General features: G+C 32.5%; 15 protein-coding genes. 12 read left to right on the top strand and 3 right to left on the bottom strand.

The genetic code is table 11. The features are described from left to right. Nucleotides 1-425 precede the first annotated feature (425 nt). The 6 genes from BUR17_RS11410 to BUR17_RS21000 all read left to right on the top strand — a co-directional run bounded on the left by BUR17_RS11410 (nt 426) and on the right by BUR17_RS21000 (nt 8,571). Entirely contained in the window at nt 426-1,193 is a 768-nt protein-coding gene (locus BUR17_RS11410) for a sensor histidine kinase (RefSeq protein ID WP_074230506.1), read from the top strand. Continuing rightward, nucleotides 1,193-1,837 (top strand): response regulator transcription factor, encoded by a 645-nt coding sequence (locus BUR17_RS11405; protein WP_074230505.1) that lies wholly within the window; start codon nt 1,193-1,195, stop codon nt 1,835-1,837. The genes BUR17_RS11410 and BUR17_RS11405 overlap by 1 nt, the downstream gene beginning before the upstream one ends. 498 nt (nt 1,838-2,335) lie before the next feature. Continuing rightward, on the top strand, nt 2,336-3,757 hold the full coding sequence (locus BUR17_RS11400) for a helix-turn-helix transcriptional regulator (protein WP_228418701.1): 1,422 nt from the start codon (nt 2,336-2,338) through the stop codon (nt 3,755-3,757). A 547-nt stretch (nt 3,758-4,304) separates the two neighbouring features. Continuing rightward, nucleotides 4,305-6,713 carry a beta strand repeat-containing protein gene (locus tag BUR17_RS11395; RefSeq protein ID WP_143747574.1) on the top strand — a complete coding sequence of 803 codons (2,409 nt, stop codon included), beginning with the start codon at nt 4,305-4,307 and terminating at the stop codon, nt 6,711-6,713. A gap of 693 nt (nt 6,714-7,406) precedes the next feature. Then, the gene (locus BUR17_RS11390) at nt 7,407-7,871 is read left to right on the top strand and encodes a hypothetical protein (RefSeq protein ID WP_074230502.1); all 465 of its coding nucleotides are present in this window, start codon (nt 7,407-7,409) and stop codon (nt 7,869-7,871) included. Nucleotides 7,872-8,364: 493 nt separating this feature from the next. Next, nucleotides 8,365-8,571: a restriction endonuclease subunit S domain-containing protein gene (locus BUR17_RS21000; protein WP_074230501.1), complete on the top strand. Its 207-nt coding sequence runs from the start codon at nt 8,365-8,367 to the stop codon at nt 8,569-8,571. A gap of 624 nt (nt 8,572-9,195) precedes the next feature. Here BUR17_RS21000 and BUR17_RS11380 read toward each other — a convergent pair. From BUR17_RS11380 to BUR17_RS11370, 3 genes are all read right to left on the bottom strand, one after another. Further along, nucleotides 9,196-9,648: a GNAT family N-acetyltransferase gene (locus BUR17_RS11380; RefSeq protein WP_074230500.1), complete on the bottom strand. Its 453-nt coding sequence runs from the start codon at nt 9,646-9,648 to the stop codon at nt 9,196-9,198. Continuing rightward, nucleotides 9,641-10,264: a ribosome biogenesis GTP-binding protein YihA/YsxC gene (yihA, locus tag BUR17_RS11375; RefSeq protein ID WP_074230499.1), complete on the bottom strand. Its 624-nt coding sequence runs from the start codon at nt 10,262-10,264 to the stop codon at nt 9,641-9,643. Before yihA ends, BUR17_RS11380 begins: the two co-directional genes overlap by 8 nt. Nucleotides 10,265-10,325: 61 nt before the next feature. Further along, entirely contained in the window at nt 10,326-11,087 is a 762-nt protein-coding gene (locus BUR17_RS11370; protein ID WP_074230498.1) for an alpha/beta fold hydrolase, read from the bottom strand. Nucleotides 11,088-11,359: 272 nt separating this feature from the next. On the opposite strand from BUR17_RS11370, the gene mraZ reads away from it, so the two are divergent. The 6 genes from mraZ (at nt 11,360) to BUR17_RS11340 (ending at nt 17,100) form a co-directional block, all read left to right on the top strand. Next, entirely contained in the window at nt 11,360-11,818 is a 459-nt protein-coding gene (gene mraZ / locus BUR17_RS11365) for a division/cell wall cluster transcriptional repressor MraZ (protein WP_074230497.1), read from the top strand. Between the two features lie 20 nt (nt 11,819-11,838). Beyond that, nucleotides 11,839-12,732, top strand: coding sequence for a 16S rRNA (cytosine(1402)-N(4))-methyltransferase RsmH (rsmH, locus tag BUR17_RS11360; RefSeq protein WP_074230496.1), 894 nt, complete (start codon nt 11,839-11,841; stop codon nt 12,730-12,732). A gap of 72 nt (nt 12,733-12,804) precedes the next feature. Further along, nucleotides 12,805-13,170 carry an FtsL-like putative cell division protein gene (locus BUR17_RS11355; RefSeq protein ID WP_074230495.1) on the top strand — a complete coding sequence of 122 codons (366 nt, stop codon included), beginning with the start codon at nt 12,805-12,807 and terminating at the stop codon, nt 13,168-13,170. Beyond that, nucleotides 13,154-15,145: a penicillin-binding transpeptidase domain-containing protein gene (locus BUR17_RS11350; protein WP_074230494.1), complete on the top strand. Its 1,992-nt coding sequence runs from the start codon at nt 13,154-13,156 to the stop codon at nt 15,143-15,145. The genes BUR17_RS11355 and BUR17_RS11350 overlap by 17 nt, the downstream gene beginning before the upstream one ends. A gap of 79 nt (nt 15,146-15,224) precedes the next feature. Next, nucleotides 15,225-16,685: a UDP-N-acetylmuramoyl-L-alanyl-D-glutamate--2,6-diaminopimelate ligase gene (locus BUR17_RS11345; protein WP_074230493.1), complete on the top strand. Its 1,461-nt coding sequence runs from the start codon at nt 15,225-15,227 to the stop codon at nt 16,683-16,685. 43 nt (nt 16,686-16,728) lie between these two features. Beyond that, nucleotides 16,729-17,100, top strand: coding sequence for a four helix bundle protein (locus BUR17_RS11340; protein ID WP_074230492.1), 372 nt, complete (start codon nt 16,729-16,731; stop codon nt 17,098-17,100). Nucleotides 17,101-17,113: the final 13 nt, after the last annotated feature.

The raw sequence follows: 17,113 nt of genomic DNA, 5'->3' as shown, positions 1-17,113 counted from the left end.
TATTATATTATTACCAATTGTTTGATTCTAAGCTGCTTAAAAACATTCAGACTGTTATAATGGTTATCTTTTTAGTGAACGTATTTTGTATGTTATACTTTGAAGAGAACTTTTTAGGCAGATTTTCTTTCAATATGTTGTATGTGAATCTGCTACTGCTTACATTTTCAATTATTTTGTTTTTATATCAAACTTTTAACTCGGATAAAATATTTGAGATTAAGAATTATCTTCCGTTTTGGATTTCGGTAAGTTCGCTTATTTATTATATCGGAATTATCCCTATCTTTTATTTCAGAACAAAAGTTTCACCAGAGCTTTATTTTTTTATATTATTTCTTTTAAACCTTATTAATAACGGGGTTCTTGTTTTTGGATTATTTTGGAATAAACCCGATAAGTTTAGACAAACCTGAATGTAAAGTATGGAAGAAAACAAATTGGTCATAATATTTACATTTACTTTATTGATTATCGTATTAACGATGATTTTCGTTTACGTGATTTTCATTCAAAAGAAAACAAGATTATTGATTGCTCAGAAAGAAAAAGATATGCGGTTTGAAAAAGAATTGGCAACATCTCAAATCGAAATGAAAGAGCAGACCTTAAATTATATTGGTCAGGAATTGCATGATGATTTAGGTCAAAAACTTTCTGTCGTCCGTTTAAGGCAAAACCAATTGATTGCTAAAATGAGAGACTCCGAAAAGGAAGAATTGGTAGAATTAAACGAATTGTTAGGGGAATGTATTCAGGATATCCGTGATTTGTCGAAGACATTGATTACAGAGCAGGTAATTCATTTCGGATTAATAGAGTCTTTGGAAAGAGAAATCAGTAAAATCCAGAAATTAAGACTGCTCAAAATAGAGCTGATCACGCAAAAGCATGATATTGATATTATGCCAAAACATGGTTTGATTCTTTTCAGAATTATTCAGGAAAGTATAAACAATATCTTGAAGCATTCTAAAGCGAAAAATGTTTCTATAAAAATTGAAGATGACCACGAGAAATTAGACATTCTGATTTCTGATAACGGAAAAGGGTTTAATACAAACCTTAAAAAAGATGGTTCCGGATTAAAAAATATGGAATTGAGAGCAAAAATTATTCATGCAGAATTTTCCATTCAATCTGAACCTGATAAAGGAACTCAAACTTCAATAACCTATTACAAAAACCTATAATGAAAACAATTCCGATAGCCGTTGTTGATGATCACACTTTAATGTCAAAAGCGTTAGAAAACATGATTGTAGAAAATCCTCAGTATCGTGTGATTATGAATCATCCGAATGGGGAAGATTTTATTGAAGCTCTTGAAAAAGCTCCAGAACTACCTGCTGTAGTTTTGATGGATATCAATATGCCTTTTAAAAACGGGATTGAAACCACAGAATGGCTTTCAGAACATTATCCTGATATCAAAGTAATTGCATTGACGATGGAAGATGACGAAAAAATACTGATCAAAATGCTGAAAGCCGGAGCAAAAGGATATTTATTGAAAGATATGCAGCCTTCGATACTTTTTCAGGCAATTGATACCGTATTTGAAAAAGGAAGTTTTTACACCGATTTTGTTGCTCAGAAGCTATTACAAGTAAAAGCTGAAGATACTAAAATCGCATCTTTACTTTCAGAATTAAAAGGCAGAGAAATAGATTTTATCAAATGGGCTTGTACAGAACTTACCTATAAAGAAATTGCAGACAAAATGTTTGTAAGTCCTAAAACAATCGATGGTTACAGAGATTCTGTTTTTATTAAATTAGATATCAAAAATAGAGTGGGTCTCGTACTTTTTGCGATGAAACATAACTTATGTTGATTTAATGTATAAATAACGAATTATTTTAAAAGCCCTTCCTGATTATCAGTGAAGGGCTTTTTATTTTTTTTCAGTTTATATTCAATTTGAAAACGAATGTTTTTTCTGTAATGGTAATAAAATGATTTTTTTTAACAACAAATTGCATTATAACCTCTTAGAAGTTATAATATGTGGTAAGTGTGTGGTCAATTTTTATCATAATATAAGTTTTATTGTGTTACTTTATGAACCGTATTCTTATTCTAAAAATAAAATAAGGGACTGTATTTTTTATATATGTTTTTGATTGTTAAAGTAAAAATTTAATATTCATTCAGGCTGTATTAAAAATTAACTCAGAAAAACGCATTGATGATGAAAGTATTAAAAATTGTAATCTTTTTGTTTGCAGTTACCTGTTTTGGGCAAAACAAAATAAACATATCTGAATCAACCTTTGATATTTACCAAAAATCTTTTAAAAGTTCTGGACAAATAATTAATGAGGGTGAGAAAATGCTTAAGACATCTAATACTGATGCTGAAACTTCTAAAAGCTATCTTTACCTTTTTGTTGGGTATTATTTAAAAGGGAATTTTAGTAAAAGTATTTTCTATGCTAAAAAAGCTGATTCTTTATTCCTGGAGCAGCATTCATTAGAAGGAGGTTTTATTGCCAGTTATTATTTGTCTCTGTCTTATCATAAGTCCGGGGTTATGCAAAAAGCCACTCAATATATGAGTAAGGCAGAAAAAACTGCTCAAAAATCAGATAATCCTTATTTAGCTGCAATGACGTTGAAACTAAAGGCGATTTCTTTAGAAAATGAAAAAAAGTTTGATGCAGCCATTCCATATCGTGTACGCTGTAATAATTATTCTCAAAAAAGCTCAGATAAAAACTTCCCTCAATTTGCCATCTCTGAATTTGCCTTTTCAAGATGTTATTTGGCTTTCGATTACCTCAAAATAGGCAATGTAGAAGAAGCTGAAAAACAGATTTCTTCTTTTGAATCTACATATGATATTTCGCAATTTTCTGACGAGTTTAATTGGAGGTCAGAAATATATTACGTGTGTAAAGCTGTGATTGCGGCTAAAGAAAAAGATAAGAAAAGTGCAGCAGATTATTTTGATAAAGCAATTGATATTGCCAGAAAAAGTGAAATGGACGAGAGATTAACTGTTTTATTAGAACAGCGTTTAAAGCTTAATATTGATACTTCAGAAAAAAGAGAGGTGCTTTTTGCTGAATTTGTAACACGTAAAGATCATTCTAAAAAAGAAAGCATCAAAGTTATTAACGGGGAAATTAATAGACAGGATATTAATCTGGAGCATCAAAAAGAATATAAATATATTTTTATTTTACTTGCTGTTATTCTGTCGGTTGGTGTTTTGGTGTTTAAAAGGAGAAAAAGAAAAAAGCAAAAAATATATTTTGAAGAGATTATAAAAGAACTTGAAAGGAATAAAAAGAAAGAAAGCTTTGATGTAATAGAAGATAATAATGACGAAGAAGTTGTTTCGGATTGCGAAGATCCAAAATCACATTTAATATTAGATGCAACAAAAATAGATTTATTAAAAAAACTGGAAAAGTTTGAAAAAGGAAAAGCTTTTACAGCTAAAAACTTCACAAAAAGTACTTTTGTAAGTATTTTGGATACGAATACAAAATATATAAACTGTATTTTAAAAGAACATCGGGGTAAATCGTTTAATGAATATATTAATGATTTAAGAATTAAATATATTCTCGAATATCTTCATGAAAACCCAGAAAGCAGTAAATACAAACTTACGCATCTCTCAGATTTGGCTGGTTTTTCTTCACATAGCTATTTTACAAAAGTCTTCACTAAAAAAACTAAAATTACCCCATCAAAATTTATCTCTTCATTAGCGGAAAAAAATAAAAATGTCGACGAAATGTAAGCTATCAAGTTGTAAAAAAAGCTATAATTTGATTAGATAGTAATTTTATGAAAAACTTTATAAATTGTTGATTTTCAACAGGTAATTTAAATTTTATGGTTGTAAAATTCGAGAAAATTACAAACCTTTTATTTGTGTGAAGTTTCAAATGGGGCTAGTTTTGCTCCCGAAAAGTTAAGTGTCGAGATTAATAAGTTTTCAATTCCCTCAATTTAATCTTCTTAATCTCCCACTTGATACGATTCTAAAAACGGGTTGTTTTAATTTTCGGAAATTATGACAATCAGATGACACACAAAAAAGTTTATTTAACAAAACACAAAGGCATGAAAAAAAAATTTTCGAAAAAAGTGAGCAATTGACTTTCCTATAATTTTGCTTGCAAAAAGAGTTGATATTCAACTCTTCCTAAAAACTATACTTACCTATAACTAACTTTTACGATTTTTTTTGAAATTCCTGCGAAGGAATTAGGTAAACACAACTATGAAAGCTCAAAACTGAGAGTTGTTTGAAAATTTAGTATAACAATTTAAAAAACTGAATGATGAAAAAAATTATTTTTACAATCAGCGTATTGGTATCTGGTGCTGCGTATTCGCAAGTCGGAATCGATACAGAAACTCCTAAAGCTACTTTAGATGTAAAAGGGAAACCGTCTGATCTTACAAAGGCAGATGGAATTATTGCTCCTAGATTGAAAGGATCTGAGCTGAAATCTAAAGATGCACTTTATACTGCAGACCAGAAAGCAAGTCTGGTATATGTTACAGAAGCATTGGCTTCTGCAGATACAACTTCTAAAACCGTAAACGTTACAAGTATAGGATATTTTTATTTTGATGGAAATATTTGGCAAAAGCTTACCACTGGAAGTAACGGAGCCGGCGGAAATGACTGGTCTATTTTAGGTAATAATGGAACAACCGCCGGAACAAATTTTATAGGAACAACCGATGCTCAAGATTTTGTAGTAAAAACAAATAATACAGAAGTAGAACGTACTTATAAAGCAGTAGATGCTAGTAATACCATTAAAAAAATTGCAGGTGGAGACTTAAATTTAAATGGAATTACTATAGGAAGAGGAGCGGGTAATTTCGAGTCTAATACGGTAGTAGGAAACCATGCTTTAGAGGCTAATGTATCAAGTACATTCAATACAGTGATAGGTGCATATAGTTTAAACAAGACTACTACTGGAGAAAATAATGTGGCTTTAGGACATAGTTCTATGATTTCAAATACAACAGGAGGAGGTAATGTTGCTGTGGGAACAAATAGTTTTGATTCTAATACTACAGGTAAATTTAATGTAGCTATTGGGAAAAATGCCTTATCAAATACTCTTAATAAAACAGGTTCTCACAATATTGCAATTGGATTTGCAGCAGGAAATAGACTAGAAGATGCAACTACTAATAATATTGTAATTGGTTCACGCCAACAATTGGCCGATTCAACAGGAAATAACCAGCTTAATATTGGTGGAATTATCTATGGAACGGGACTTACCGGAAATTCGATGGTTCCCGCTGGAAATATAGGTATAGGTACAGCTACTCCCGCTACAAAACTTGAAGTAAATAATGGGACTACAAACGGAGCGATCAAAATTGTAGACGGTACACAAGGAGCTGGAAAAGTATTAACTTCTGATGCAAATGGTTTAGCTACTTGGCAAGATTCAGCTACCGGAACGGGAAATGATTGGTCTATTTTAGGTAATAGTGGAACATCTGCCACAACAGACTTTATAGGAACAACCGATGCTGTAGATTTTGTGGTAAAAACAAATAATACGGAAAGAGAGCGTACTTATAAATCTACCAATGCAAACAATATTATTAAAGAAATTAAAGGAGGGGATCTGAACTTAAACGGACTTACTATAGGAAGAGGTAAGGGTGACCAACCAACAAATACTATTGTAGGACAAAAAAGTTTAGATGGCAACACGACAGGTAAAAATAATGTAGCTTTGGGTTATTACGCAATAAATTCAAATACTACTGGGAGTTCAAACGTAAGCGTAGGGCATAGCTCTTTATCCTCAAATACAGAAGGAGGCTACAATACTGCTTTAGGGCAAAGTACTTTAACTTTTAACACAACAGGTACAAATAATGTAGCTATAGGAGCCAGCGCATTGTCTTCCCCAGACAATACTACGGGTAACAAAAACATTGGGATTGGTGTTTCTGCAGGAAATGGATTAAAAGATGGAGCAAGTAATAATATTGCAATTGGTTCTGATCAAAAATTAAAGAATGATACAGATAGCAATCAGCTTAACATTGGTGGTGCAATCTTTGGAACAGGGCTTACCGGATCTGCAGCTGCACCTGCAGGAAATATAGGTATTGGTACAACAACTCCATCTACAAAATTAGAAATAAACAACGGCACTACAAACGGAGCTATTAAAATTGTAGATGGTACACAAGGTAATGGAAAAGTATTAATGAGTGATGCTAATGGTATTGGAACTTGGCAGAGCCCAGCTTCAATAAGACCAACTATTTTGGGAGTTTTTCCAACAACTGATATTTTAGTAAAGAGTGATGGGGGAGCCACACCTAAGTATTCAGAAATCTATATAGATCTTTTACCAGGAAAATGGATTGTAAATTCAGGAGCCACAATATATGCGGGAATTGCGAATGCAAGATATATAGAGCACTTATACCTCTCTTCATCACAAACTGCTGTAGAACAAGTAGGATTCACTCATCTTGGTCCTGCCGGTAATAATGTTACGGTTGCAGATGTTATTAATAGTGGCTCAGATATAAATGATTCAAATTCAACACAGAATTTTATTTCAGGGTCTTCAGTGATTAGTGTAACAGCTCCGACAAGAATTTATTTACTGTTTCAAAATAAAAATACCAATTATTGGTCATTCCCAACCAGAGCGTGGGAGAATTATTTCTATGCTATTCCTGTTAATTAAAAAAGCAAATAATTAATATAGTAAATAAAGAATACGTTATTATCATTTGGTTTTGTGCCGTAGAGTATACTTTGCCTGCGGCACTTTTATCAAAAACGATTATTTGTTTAAAAAAGTAGAAATTATTAATACTTCATATATAAACTAAAAACAAAATAATTCACTTTCATTTTTAGATTTTTGGTGTTGAGAGCTGGGATTTTCAAATTTCCGGCTCTCTTTTAACCAAGTTCAGGTATAAAATGATAAAAAATACTTTTCTCAAATTTTTACCTTGTAATTTTCCAGAATACTACAAATCATTTACTTGTTTTATGGTTTGAAAACGAGTAAGTTATAGGAATTGTTTTAAGCGTCTTAAGATGATTTTGACGCTTATTTTTTTTATCATTTGTGTTTTTGTGCCGTAGGACTAACTCTTTTTTCCTACGGCACATTTATCAAATATCAGATTTTTCATTTAAAAGTTAATTTGATCAATACCACTAAAAATGTAATTTACGTCTTCACTCATTTTTTAATGTATTTTTTATGGTGGAAGCCGGAACGAAATCATTTCTGGCTTTCTTTTATTACAATTTATACATGCGGGATAAAATCATTGATTATTCACAGAAAAATATTTAAACGACCATAATAATTAAATAAATTTTACAACTAGCCATTATTTAGATGTAATTAATACGGGTAAATATGAAAATTTCAAATTTAAAAAAGATTAAAGTAATGGGCTGTGTGATGATTGCTTTAAGCATTCTTCCAATCATAGGATTTTTTATATCAGAAAACACGATATGGAAATTAGGTTGCCTGTTATTTTTTATAGCAATAGTATTGATTATAATCAATCTTCGAGGGATTGAGGTAGAAAACTCAGGCGAATGCTTTTCTCTTAAAGAAAGACATCCTTTTGTCGAAAAGAAGTATGTTCCGTCTAAAATAGAACTTCCAATCTCATTAATTAATGAGCTCGATATTCAGGAAGGCATATTTACAAATCAGATGAACATTAAAATACGGAGCAATCATTCAGTAAAAAAAATAAGAATCAGGTTGCCTCTTTTTACAAGGCATCAGATTCTGAAAATAAAAAAAACTTTTAGAGAAAAAGATGTAGGAGAGCTGATGTATACTAGTAAATTTCCGGAATTGTGCTAGTTATTTGCTTGGTTCGGGTCTTAAATGCGACTAGGTTTGTACTCGAAATCTTTAAGCGTTGAGATGATTAAGATTTCTATGCTTTTAAGATAATTCTGATGCTTCGATAATCAGAAGAAGTAAATGACACCATATTTATATTATATCAAGAAAAAGTAATTCATATTATTTCAGTTTTTTTAATGTTTTTCATGATGAAATCCGGAGTTTAAAAAATTCCGGATTTCTCTTTTATGATGGTGAAAAACAATATCACGAAAAGAAAAACATGTGTAACCAAACTGTTTCAGATGTTTTCTTTTTATAAGAATTAATTTGCCCATAAATTTGAGTAAAAGAGGTCGATATCGAAGCTAAAAGGTTGGATAACCGAGTAAAAAAGTTGCACAACCGAGTAAATAGCTCTGATATTAAAGCAAAAAGCTCGGACATTTGAGTAAAAAAGCTGGATGTTTGACCAAAACACTCAAAAATTTGACCTTAAAGGTCATCAATGCAAGAGTTGGACAAGCTAACTGTTTCGAAATATTCTGTTTCAGGATTGAGAAATAGCAATATTGTTATCTTGACAGCAATCATGCTTGAAGAAATGTGTTTTTCTAAACATTTCGTAAAAGGAATGTTATCTTCTGATTTTTTGCTTGTAATATTCCGGAAAATTACCAACCATTTGATTGTTTTAAAATCTGAAAACACCTAAGTTAGCCTTGTTAATGTTAATTGTTTAAGATGAAAAATCTTAATACATTTTTATTATCAGATGTACTTTGTGCCGTAGAAACAGATTTCCTGCAGCGCTTTTAATAAAAAATTGTAGTATGAAAGATAAGGTTATAAAAATTGTATGTTTAATGCTGTTATTGGCAATTTCACATTATTCTTCAGACAAAGAAACTGTTTTATAAGAAGCCTTTAAAGTTAGAGTACATTAAATCATTTTGTTATCTAAAGAGAATAATTAGTTCATTTTTTAAATTTTTTTGCTAGAGTCAGAATTTAAAAGTTCTGGCTTTTATATTTGTAAAATTCCGGAAAATTACAAGCCCTTTTCTTTGTTTTGGATATAAATACCAGTATGTTAGCTATAGCGTTTAAGAATATTTTTTTTAACGCATTTTTATCATCATTTGTATTTTGTGCCGTAAGAACAGACTTTATCTTGCGGCACTTTATCAAAAAAAGAATTTCACTAAATAATTAATCAATATCTCTCATATAATATCTCAAAAAAAATGATCATATTCACTTTTTTAAGTTTTTGGTATTTTAAAGCCGGAGTTTTTTCAAATTCCGGCTTTATATTATCAAGTTAAAGCTAATGCAATTATTTCCTAAACATTTCCGTATGCGGAATGTTGTCTTCCAAATATTTTTTTTCGGTAGCTGTAAAGCCAAAACCTGAATAAAATCTCAACAAATAATCCTGTGCAGAAATTCTTACTTCAGAAGTTTTAAAACGGTTTTCTATCGTTTCAACTGCATATTGTATCAATTGTTTTCCTAGATTTTTTCCTCTGCCTTTTTCTGAGGTTAAAACTCTTCCAATTGAAGTTTCGTCATATTTTATTCCTCTGTCAAAAATTCGGCAGTATGCTAATACGGTTTTATCCTCTTGCTCTGCCCAAAGATGTAGTGCTTTTTGATCATATCCATCCAAATCAGGATAAGGAGTGTCTTGCTCAACCACAAAAACATCTACTCTTGCTTTAATGATTTCGTAAAGTTCGGAAGTCGTCAATTCTTCGAAACTTTTTATTTTCCAAACAATATTACTCATTGAAATTAACGCTATTATTAACTAAAAATTCGTTTGTTGTCTGAATGAAATTTAAAATTTCGTCGCATCCTTCTTTCTTTTCTGCTGAGGTTACATACATTTCAGGAAGATCAGCCCATGTTTTCAGCAATTCATTTTTATAGGCTTCAACATTCTTGATGGCAATGTTGGGTTTCAATTTGTCTGCTTTCGTAAAAACAATTGAAAACGGAACTCCGCTTTCGCCACACCATTGTATAAACTCCAAATCGATCTTTTGTGGATTGTGACGAGAATCTACCAATACAAAAAGATTCACAAGATTTCTTCTGTTAAGAATATAGTTGGTAATCAGTTTTTCAAAATCTTTTCTGAGAACTTTCGAAACTTTTGCATACCCATAACCCGGCAAATCGGTAAGATACCAGTTTTCGTTAACCAAAAAATGATTGATAAGCTGAGTTTTTCCCGGCGTTCCTGATGTTTTTGCTAAATCTTTGTGGTTCATCATTGCATTAATCAATGAAGACTTACCTACGTTTGATCTTCCAATGAAAGCATATTCCGGCATGTCAGGTTCTGGGCATTCTTGCCATTTTCCACTGCTTTTTACAAACGTTGCTGTTTTTATAACCATTTTATTGATTTTTATATTTAGAAAAATAAACCATTAAGAAGAGTCTTAATGGTTTATCGTTTTATATTTTGTCTTTTACCCAGTCGTAAAGAATTTCATTAAACTCATCTGGCTTTTCCATCATTGCAGCATGTCCGCATTTATCGATCCAGAATAAATCTGAATTAGGGATAAATTTGTGCATGTCGATTGCAACTTCCGGAGGTGTTACATTGTCTTGTTTTCCCCAAATAAGACATGTTGGTCTTGAGATTTTAGGAAGATCATTCAACATATTGTGTTTGATGGCACTTCTTGCCAACATTACGGTTTTGATTCCTTTCATTCGATCATTTACCACACTGAAAACTTCATCTACCAAATCCTCAGTAGCAACTGAAGGGTCATAAAAAACCTCTTCTGCTTTCTTTCTGATATAAGAACGGTCGTTTTTTCTTGGGAAACTGTCGCCAAAAGCTCTTTCGTATAAACCGGAACTTCCTGTTAACACAAGGTTTTGTACCAAATCTGGGCGCGCCAAAGTTAAAATTAAACCGACATGACCACCCATAGAATTACCTACAATGGTAACTGGTTTGCCAATATTGGTTTGGATAAATTTGATTACAAATTTTGCAATCGTTGTGAGATTGGTATTGAGTACCGGCAAATCGTAAATCGGTAATTGAGGTACATAAACCTTAAAACCTTTTTCTGAAAAAAAACTCACCATTTTATCAAAATTACTCAATCCACCCATCAACCCGTGCAAAAGCACAAGAGGGTGACCTTCTCCAGCTTCTATAAAGTTATATTTCTTTTCTTTTTTTGTACTAAATCTCATAATGCCTATCTAAGCCTTGCAAAAATACAAATTAAACACCAAAAATTTTTTGATATAACTAATATAAACTAAAAATAATATATGAAACCTATTGTTGTGGTATTTTTTACAATTCTTTTTGTTATGCCTTGAATACAAGAAGGTTTATATTATAGATTAAATGAATTATTTTATCTCTCTGATAGTCAATATTTAATGAAACTTATTAACATTAAGTCAAAAAGTGGGAAAAAGTGGGAGGATTTGGAAAAATATTTATATTTTTGTTCCAAATGAGAAATTTCATTGGAACATATGAGTGCAAAATAGACGACAAGGGTCGCCTTAAAGTGCCTTCATCGCTAATTAAGCAGATGGAGGACTTTGAGGATAAAACCTTTGTGGTAAAGCGTTCTGTGTTTCAACCATGTCTTGAAGTTTACCCTATGAAAGCCTGGGATAAGCTGATGGATAAGATAAATAAGTTGAATAGATTCATCAAAAAAAATGCAGATTTTATAAGAATGTTTACAGCAGGAGTGAAGACGGTTGAGCTTGATACCGCCGGAAGACTGCAGATTTCGAAAGACCTTACCCATTTTGGAAGCCTTACAAAGGATATTGTGATAACGAGTGCGGGAGAACTTTTTGAAATTTGGGATAAAGAAGCTTATGAAAAAGTAATTGCGACCAATGAAGACGATTTTGCAAGCCTTGCAGAAGATGTGATGGGAGCGTTTGATGAAGAATAATTAAATAAACACAAATAAGCATGTATCACAACCCCGTTTTATTGAAGCAAAGTGTGGATGATTTGGTGACCAATCCAGACGGAATTTATGTGGACTGCACATTTGGTGGCGGTGGACATTCACGCGAGATTGTAAGCCGACTTTCCGAAAAAGGAAAATTGTACGGTTTTGATCAGGATCTTGATGCCCTTAAAAATAATATCGACGACCCGAAATTTACGTTAATCAATCAGAATTTCAGATTCCTTGAAAATTCTCTTTTGATGTATGGTGTTTCTCAGGTTGATGGTATTTTGGCTGATCTTGGAGTTTCGTCTCATCAATTCGATGCAGGCGAAAGAGGTTTTTCTACGAGAAGCAATGCGCCGCTTGATATGAGAATGAACGTCATGCAGAGTCTTGATGCTAAAAAAGTAATCAATGAGTATGATGAAGAAGCTTTAGCGGATATTTTTTATTACTATGGTGAATTGAGAGAAGCGAGAAAATTAGCTCGTGACATCGTGCATCACAGAAAAAATAAAACCATAGAGACTACTGAAGATCTGAAAAAACTGTTCAGTTATCTTCCGCCGCATAAAGTGAATAAATTTTATGCGCAATTGTTTCAGGCAATAAGAATTGAGGTTAATCAGGAACTTGAAGTTTTAAAGGAAATGCTGGTTCAGTCTTATAAAATTTTAAAACCAGGTGGACGATTGGTGGTTATTTCTTACCATTCTCTGGAAGACCGTTTGGTAAAAAGATTTTTGAAAAACGGAATGTTTGAAGGTGAGCCGCAACGTGATATCTACGGAAATTACGAAAAAGCATTCGAATTGGTAAAGAGCAAAGCAATTATTCCTGATGATAAGGAAATTGAAGAAAACTCACGAGCCAGAAGTGCTAAAATGAGAACCGGAATTAAATTATAAATAATGAGCAATCGGTAATAAGTAATTTGAAAAATAATTACACATTACTAATTACCTATTACTAATAAACAAGTGGCAAAAAGAACAACAAATCGCCCTCAGAGAAGACTTACTTTTATAGATATTATAAAAGGAAATTTCCTGAACCGTGATGAAATAAAAATTCATTACAAGTTTTTCCTGTTGTTGTTTGTCTTGATGATGGCGATGATTTATAGTAATCATTTAGTCAACAAAAAAATAAAAATTGTTAACGCTTTAAAAGAAGAAACAGAAGAATATAAATCGAGAAACGCTTACGCTCAAAGCAAGCTGATCAAAGTAAAAATGGAATCTCAATTGGGCAAAGAAGTGGCCGCAGATTCATTAATGACTTTAGAAAGTCACCCGCACAAATTGTTAATCAAATTAGACAGTAGTGATGCAAAAACAAAATGATTACGATAACAAAAGAAAAAAAACACTGCGATGGGGTTACCTCTTCGCAACTGTTGCTTTATGTGTATTTGTGATGTTTTTGGCGAGAATCGTTATTCTTCAGAACACCAATGTTCAGGAAATTAAAGACGATTATATCAACAGCAATTACCGAACAGCAACTCTGAAAGCAGCTCGCGGAAATTTGTTTGCTTCCGATGGATCAATTTTGGCAACAACCGTAATGCGTTATGATATTTTTCTTGATTTTAAAACGATAAAAGATACTGTTTACAGCAATAATATTGGTGCTCTTACAGATTCTTTAAGTAACATGTTCGGAAAGCCGAGAGCTGAATTCAGAAAAAGATTCGACGAGCAGAAAAAAAAGAAGAATCAATATTATTCTTTGGTAAAAGGTTTAGACTTTGATCAGTACGACAGAATCCGAAATTTTCCGATTTTTAGAAGAGGAAAAAACAAAGGTGGATTTATTGTTGACAGGAATTATAAAAGAGAACTCGCAACTTCAGAAATCGGTTCCGGAACCATCGGAATGGATAATGGTGAAGTAAGATCAGGTCTTGAAGGAGCTTTTTCAAAATTTCTTACCGGAACAGACGGAAGTAGATTGGAACAAAGGGTTAATTCTTCTCAATGGAAGCCAATTGATTTCTGGAAAGTTAGTGAACCAGTTGACGGACAGGATGTTTATACTACTTTAGATCTTAGAATCCAGGATATTGCGCATTCTGCTTTAGAAAAACAACTGATCAATTTCGAAGCAAAACACGGAACGGTAATCGTAATGGAGGTTGAAACCGGAAAAGTGAGAGCCTTGGTTAATTTAAGACAAACCGAACCGGGCGTTTATGAAGATGCTTACAATTATGCTTTAAAAGATAATATCGAACCAGGATCTACTTTTAAAACCATTTCTCTTTTGGCAGCAATGGATGATGGTTTCATAGATGAAAATACAACGGTAGATGTTGGAAATGGAGTTTGGACCTATGCTAGGCAGAGAATTTCTGATGGTCATGGTGGTGGAACTTACGATATCAGTGATGTTTTAGCAAAATCAAGCAACGTAGGAACAGCTAAACTGATTACAAAATATTACGCAGAGAAACCTCAGATTTTCCTTGATCATTTAAGAAGATGGAAATTATTTGATAAAATGGATATCGAGCTTCCGGGAATTACAAAACCAAAAATCGTAACTCCGGAAAATAAAAGATGGAATGCCGCAGCATTGGCTTCGATATCTTATGGATATTCATCAAACATTAATCTTTTACAGTTGACAACCTTCTACAATGGAGTTGCCAATAAAGGAAAAATGGTAAAACCTCTTTTCATTGATAAAATAATGAAAGATGGAAAAACAATTTTTCAGGCAAAAGAAGAGGTTATTGTTAAGAAAATGGCTTCTGATAAAGCGATTCAGATGATGACTGCAGCATTAACAAAAGCGGTGGAAAAGGGAACGGGTAGAAGTATTTTTACTCCAAACCTGAAAATGGCAGGAAAAACGGGAACGGCAAGATTTGAATATTGGCTTCCTGGTCCAATGAAATACAGAGCTTCATTTGCAGGATTTTATCCGGCAGATAACCCGAAATATACGTGTTATGTAATGATTAGCGAGCCGAATACAGCTAAAAGCTTTTATGGAGGAACGGTTTCTGCTCCTGTTTTTAAAGAGATTGCTGGTAAAACTTTCTTAAAAACACCGCAGAATATTGAAAAGGAAATGCTTGTTGACAGAAAGGTGAACCTTAATAAAATGGTAGAACCGAATGTAAAAGTAGCAGTTAACAATAAACAAATGCCAAGTGTAGTTGGGTTAATCGGAAAAAATGTTATCCCGCAATTGGAAAATTTAGGCTATCGTGTAGACTTTAAAGGGGTGGGAAGAATTAAAGAACAGTTCCCATTGGAAGGCACAACGATAAGCAAAAACCAGAGAATATATTTGTCTCTGCAGAATTAAAAAAAGAGTCCCGAAGGGACGACTTAATAAAGGATAGGATGAAAATCCTATCAAATAAAAAATAAAAAGCATCAAAGTAATGCAATTAGTTGAATTATTAAATAGAATTCCAGTTTTAGAAAGTCACGGTAAAAACGATCGTGAAGTTTCTGCATTGGTTTTCGACAGCAGAAAAGTTTCCGAAGACTCACTTTATATTGCGGTAAAAGGAACAGTTGCAGACGGACATTCATTTATTGCATCGTCTATTGAGAAAGGCGCAAAAACTATTGTTTGCGAAGATTTACCGGGAAATTTAGATGAAAACATTACCTACATCAAAGTAAAAGATTCATCTAAAACTTTAGGTCAATTAGCATCTAATTTCTATGAAAATCCTTCAGAAAAATTAAAGTTAATCGGAGTTACCGGAACCAACGGAAAAACTTCTGTTTCTACTTTGCTTTTTGATGTCTTTAAAAATTTAGGTTATAATTCAGCACTGCTTTCAACGGTAGAAATTAGAGTTGGAGATGAAATAATTCCTGCGACACATACAACACCGGATGTAATTACCATCAATCAGATCTTAGCTAAAGCTGTCGAAGCGGGTTGTGAATTTGCCTTTATGGAAGTAAGCTCACACGGAATTTCTCAAAATAGAACTGAAGGTTTGCATTTCAAAATTGCAGGATTTACCAATCTTACCCACGATCATTTAGATTATCATAAAACGTTTGATGAATATCTAAAAACGAAAAAAAGATTTTTTGATGAGTTAAATGAAAATGCCATTGCCATCACTAACGTTGATGATAAAAACGGAAATGTAATGTTGCAAAACACCAAGGCAAAGAAAAAATCTTATGCTTTGAAAACGATGGCAGATTACCACGGAAGAACTTTGGAGCTTGATTTTAACGGAATGCTGTTAAATTTCAACGGAAAAGAATTTTGGACAACCTTAACGGGTAAATTCAATGTTTACAATTTGCTTTTGGTCTTTGGAATTGCTACCGAATTAGGATTTCAGCAGGATGAAATTCTTCAGGCAATCAGTACTTTGAAAAGAGTTTCCGGAAGATTTGAAACGTTCAGATCCGACGGTGGAATTTTCTTCATCGTAGATTATGCTCATACTCCGGATGCACTTGAAAATGTTTTAGACAGTATCAACGATATCAGAACGAAAAACGAAAGACTGATTACTGTTTTTGGTTGTGGAGGCGACAGAGATCACTCGAAAAGACCTGAAATGGGAAATATTGCCACAAAAAAATCAACGTTGGCAATCATCACTTCAGATAATCCAAGAACAGAAGATCCGGCTGTGATTATAAAAGAAATTGAAGCAGGTGTTGAGCCTCAGAATTTCAGCAAATACACTTCAATTCCAGACAGAAGAGAAGCGATAAAGATGGCAATAAAATTTGCCGAACCAAAAGATATAGTTCTCGTTGCCGGAAAAGGCCACGAAAATTATCAGGAAATCAATGGTGTAAAACATCATTTTGACGACAAAAAAGTAATTAATGAGCTTTGGAAGCTTATGAGTAAATAGTTTATTTAAAGATTGAACCGATTTAAAAATTTAAAAATTAGTGATGACTAAAAATTTTGAAAATTTTCCGGTTTATATAAAGAGTTTAGAATTGATTGAGAAAGTCTATCAATTTCTAAGATCTAAAGGTTTAGAAAAAGAATTTGAATTTAATAATCAAATAAAAAGAGCCAGTTTTTCAATATCAAATAATATTGCTGAAGGCTCAGAATATAATAATAACAGACAATTTATTAAATATTTAAAAATTGCAAAAGGCAGTTGTGCTGAAGTAAGAAGCATGATGATTGTAAGTAAAAGGTTGAAACTAGGAGATGAAAATGCAGCGGAAGAAATAATCAATCTCTCAAGAGAAATTTCTTCTAATATTTCAAACTTTATTAGGTATTTAAAAGAGAATATTGAGAGAACTTAGAATTTTTAAATTC

It is taken from the genome of Chryseobacterium scophthalmum (assembly GCF_900143185.1).
Lineage (GTDB): Bacteria > Bacteroidota > Bacteroidia > Flavobacteriales > Weeksellaceae > Chryseobacterium > Chryseobacterium scophthalmum.
This window is presented reverse-complemented; position numbering and strand designations above follow the sequence as displayed.

Coding starts and splice junctions, on each gene's coding strand:
- BUR17_RS11410 (WP_074230506.1), top strand. CDS start 426: ATGGAAGAAAACAAATTGGTCATAATATTTACATTTACTTTATTGATT.
- BUR17_RS11405 (WP_074230505.1), top strand. CDS start 1,193: ATGAAAACAATTCCGATAGCCGTTGTTGATGATCACACTTTAATGTCA.
- BUR17_RS11400 (WP_228418701.1), top strand. CDS start 2,336: ATGCTTAAGACATCTAATACTGATGCTGAAACTTCTAAAAGCTATCTT.
- BUR17_RS11395 (WP_143747574.1), top strand. CDS start 4,305: ATGAAAAAAATTATTTTTACAATCAGCGTATTGGTATCTGGTGCTGCG.
- BUR17_RS11390 (WP_074230502.1), top strand. CDS start 7,407: ATGAAAATTTCAAATTTAAAAAAGATTAAAGTAATGGGCTGTGTGATG.
- BUR17_RS21000 (WP_074230501.1), top strand. CDS start 8,365: ATGCAAGAGTTGGACAAGCTAACTGTTTCGAAATATTCTGTTTCAGGA.
- BUR17_RS11380 (WP_074230500.1), bottom strand. CDS start 9,648: ATGAGTAATATTGTTTGGAAAATAAAAAGTTTCGAAGAATTGACGACT.
- yihA (WP_074230499.1), bottom strand. CDS start 10,264: ATGGTTATAAAAACAGCAACGTTTGTAAAAAGCAGTGGAAAATGGCAA.
- BUR17_RS11370 (WP_074230498.1), bottom strand. CDS start 11,087: ATGAGATTTAGTACAAAAAAAGAAAAGAAATATAACTTTATAGAAGCT.
- mraZ (WP_074230497.1), top strand. CDS start 11,360: ATGAGAAATTTCATTGGAACATATGAGTGCAAAATAGACGACAAGGGT.
- rsmH (WP_074230496.1), top strand. CDS start 11,839: ATGTATCACAACCCCGTTTTATTGAAGCAAAGTGTGGATGATTTGGTG.
- BUR17_RS11350 (WP_074230494.1), top strand. CDS start 13,154: ATGCAAAAACAAAATGATTACGATAACAAAAGAAAAAAAACACTGCGA.
- BUR17_RS11345 (WP_074230493.1), top strand. CDS start 15,225: ATGCAATTAGTTGAATTATTAAATAGAATTCCAGTTTTAGAAAGTCAC.
- BUR17_RS11340 (WP_074230492.1), top strand. CDS start 16,729: ATGACTAAAAATTTTGAAAATTTTCCGGTTTATATAAAGAGTTTAGAA.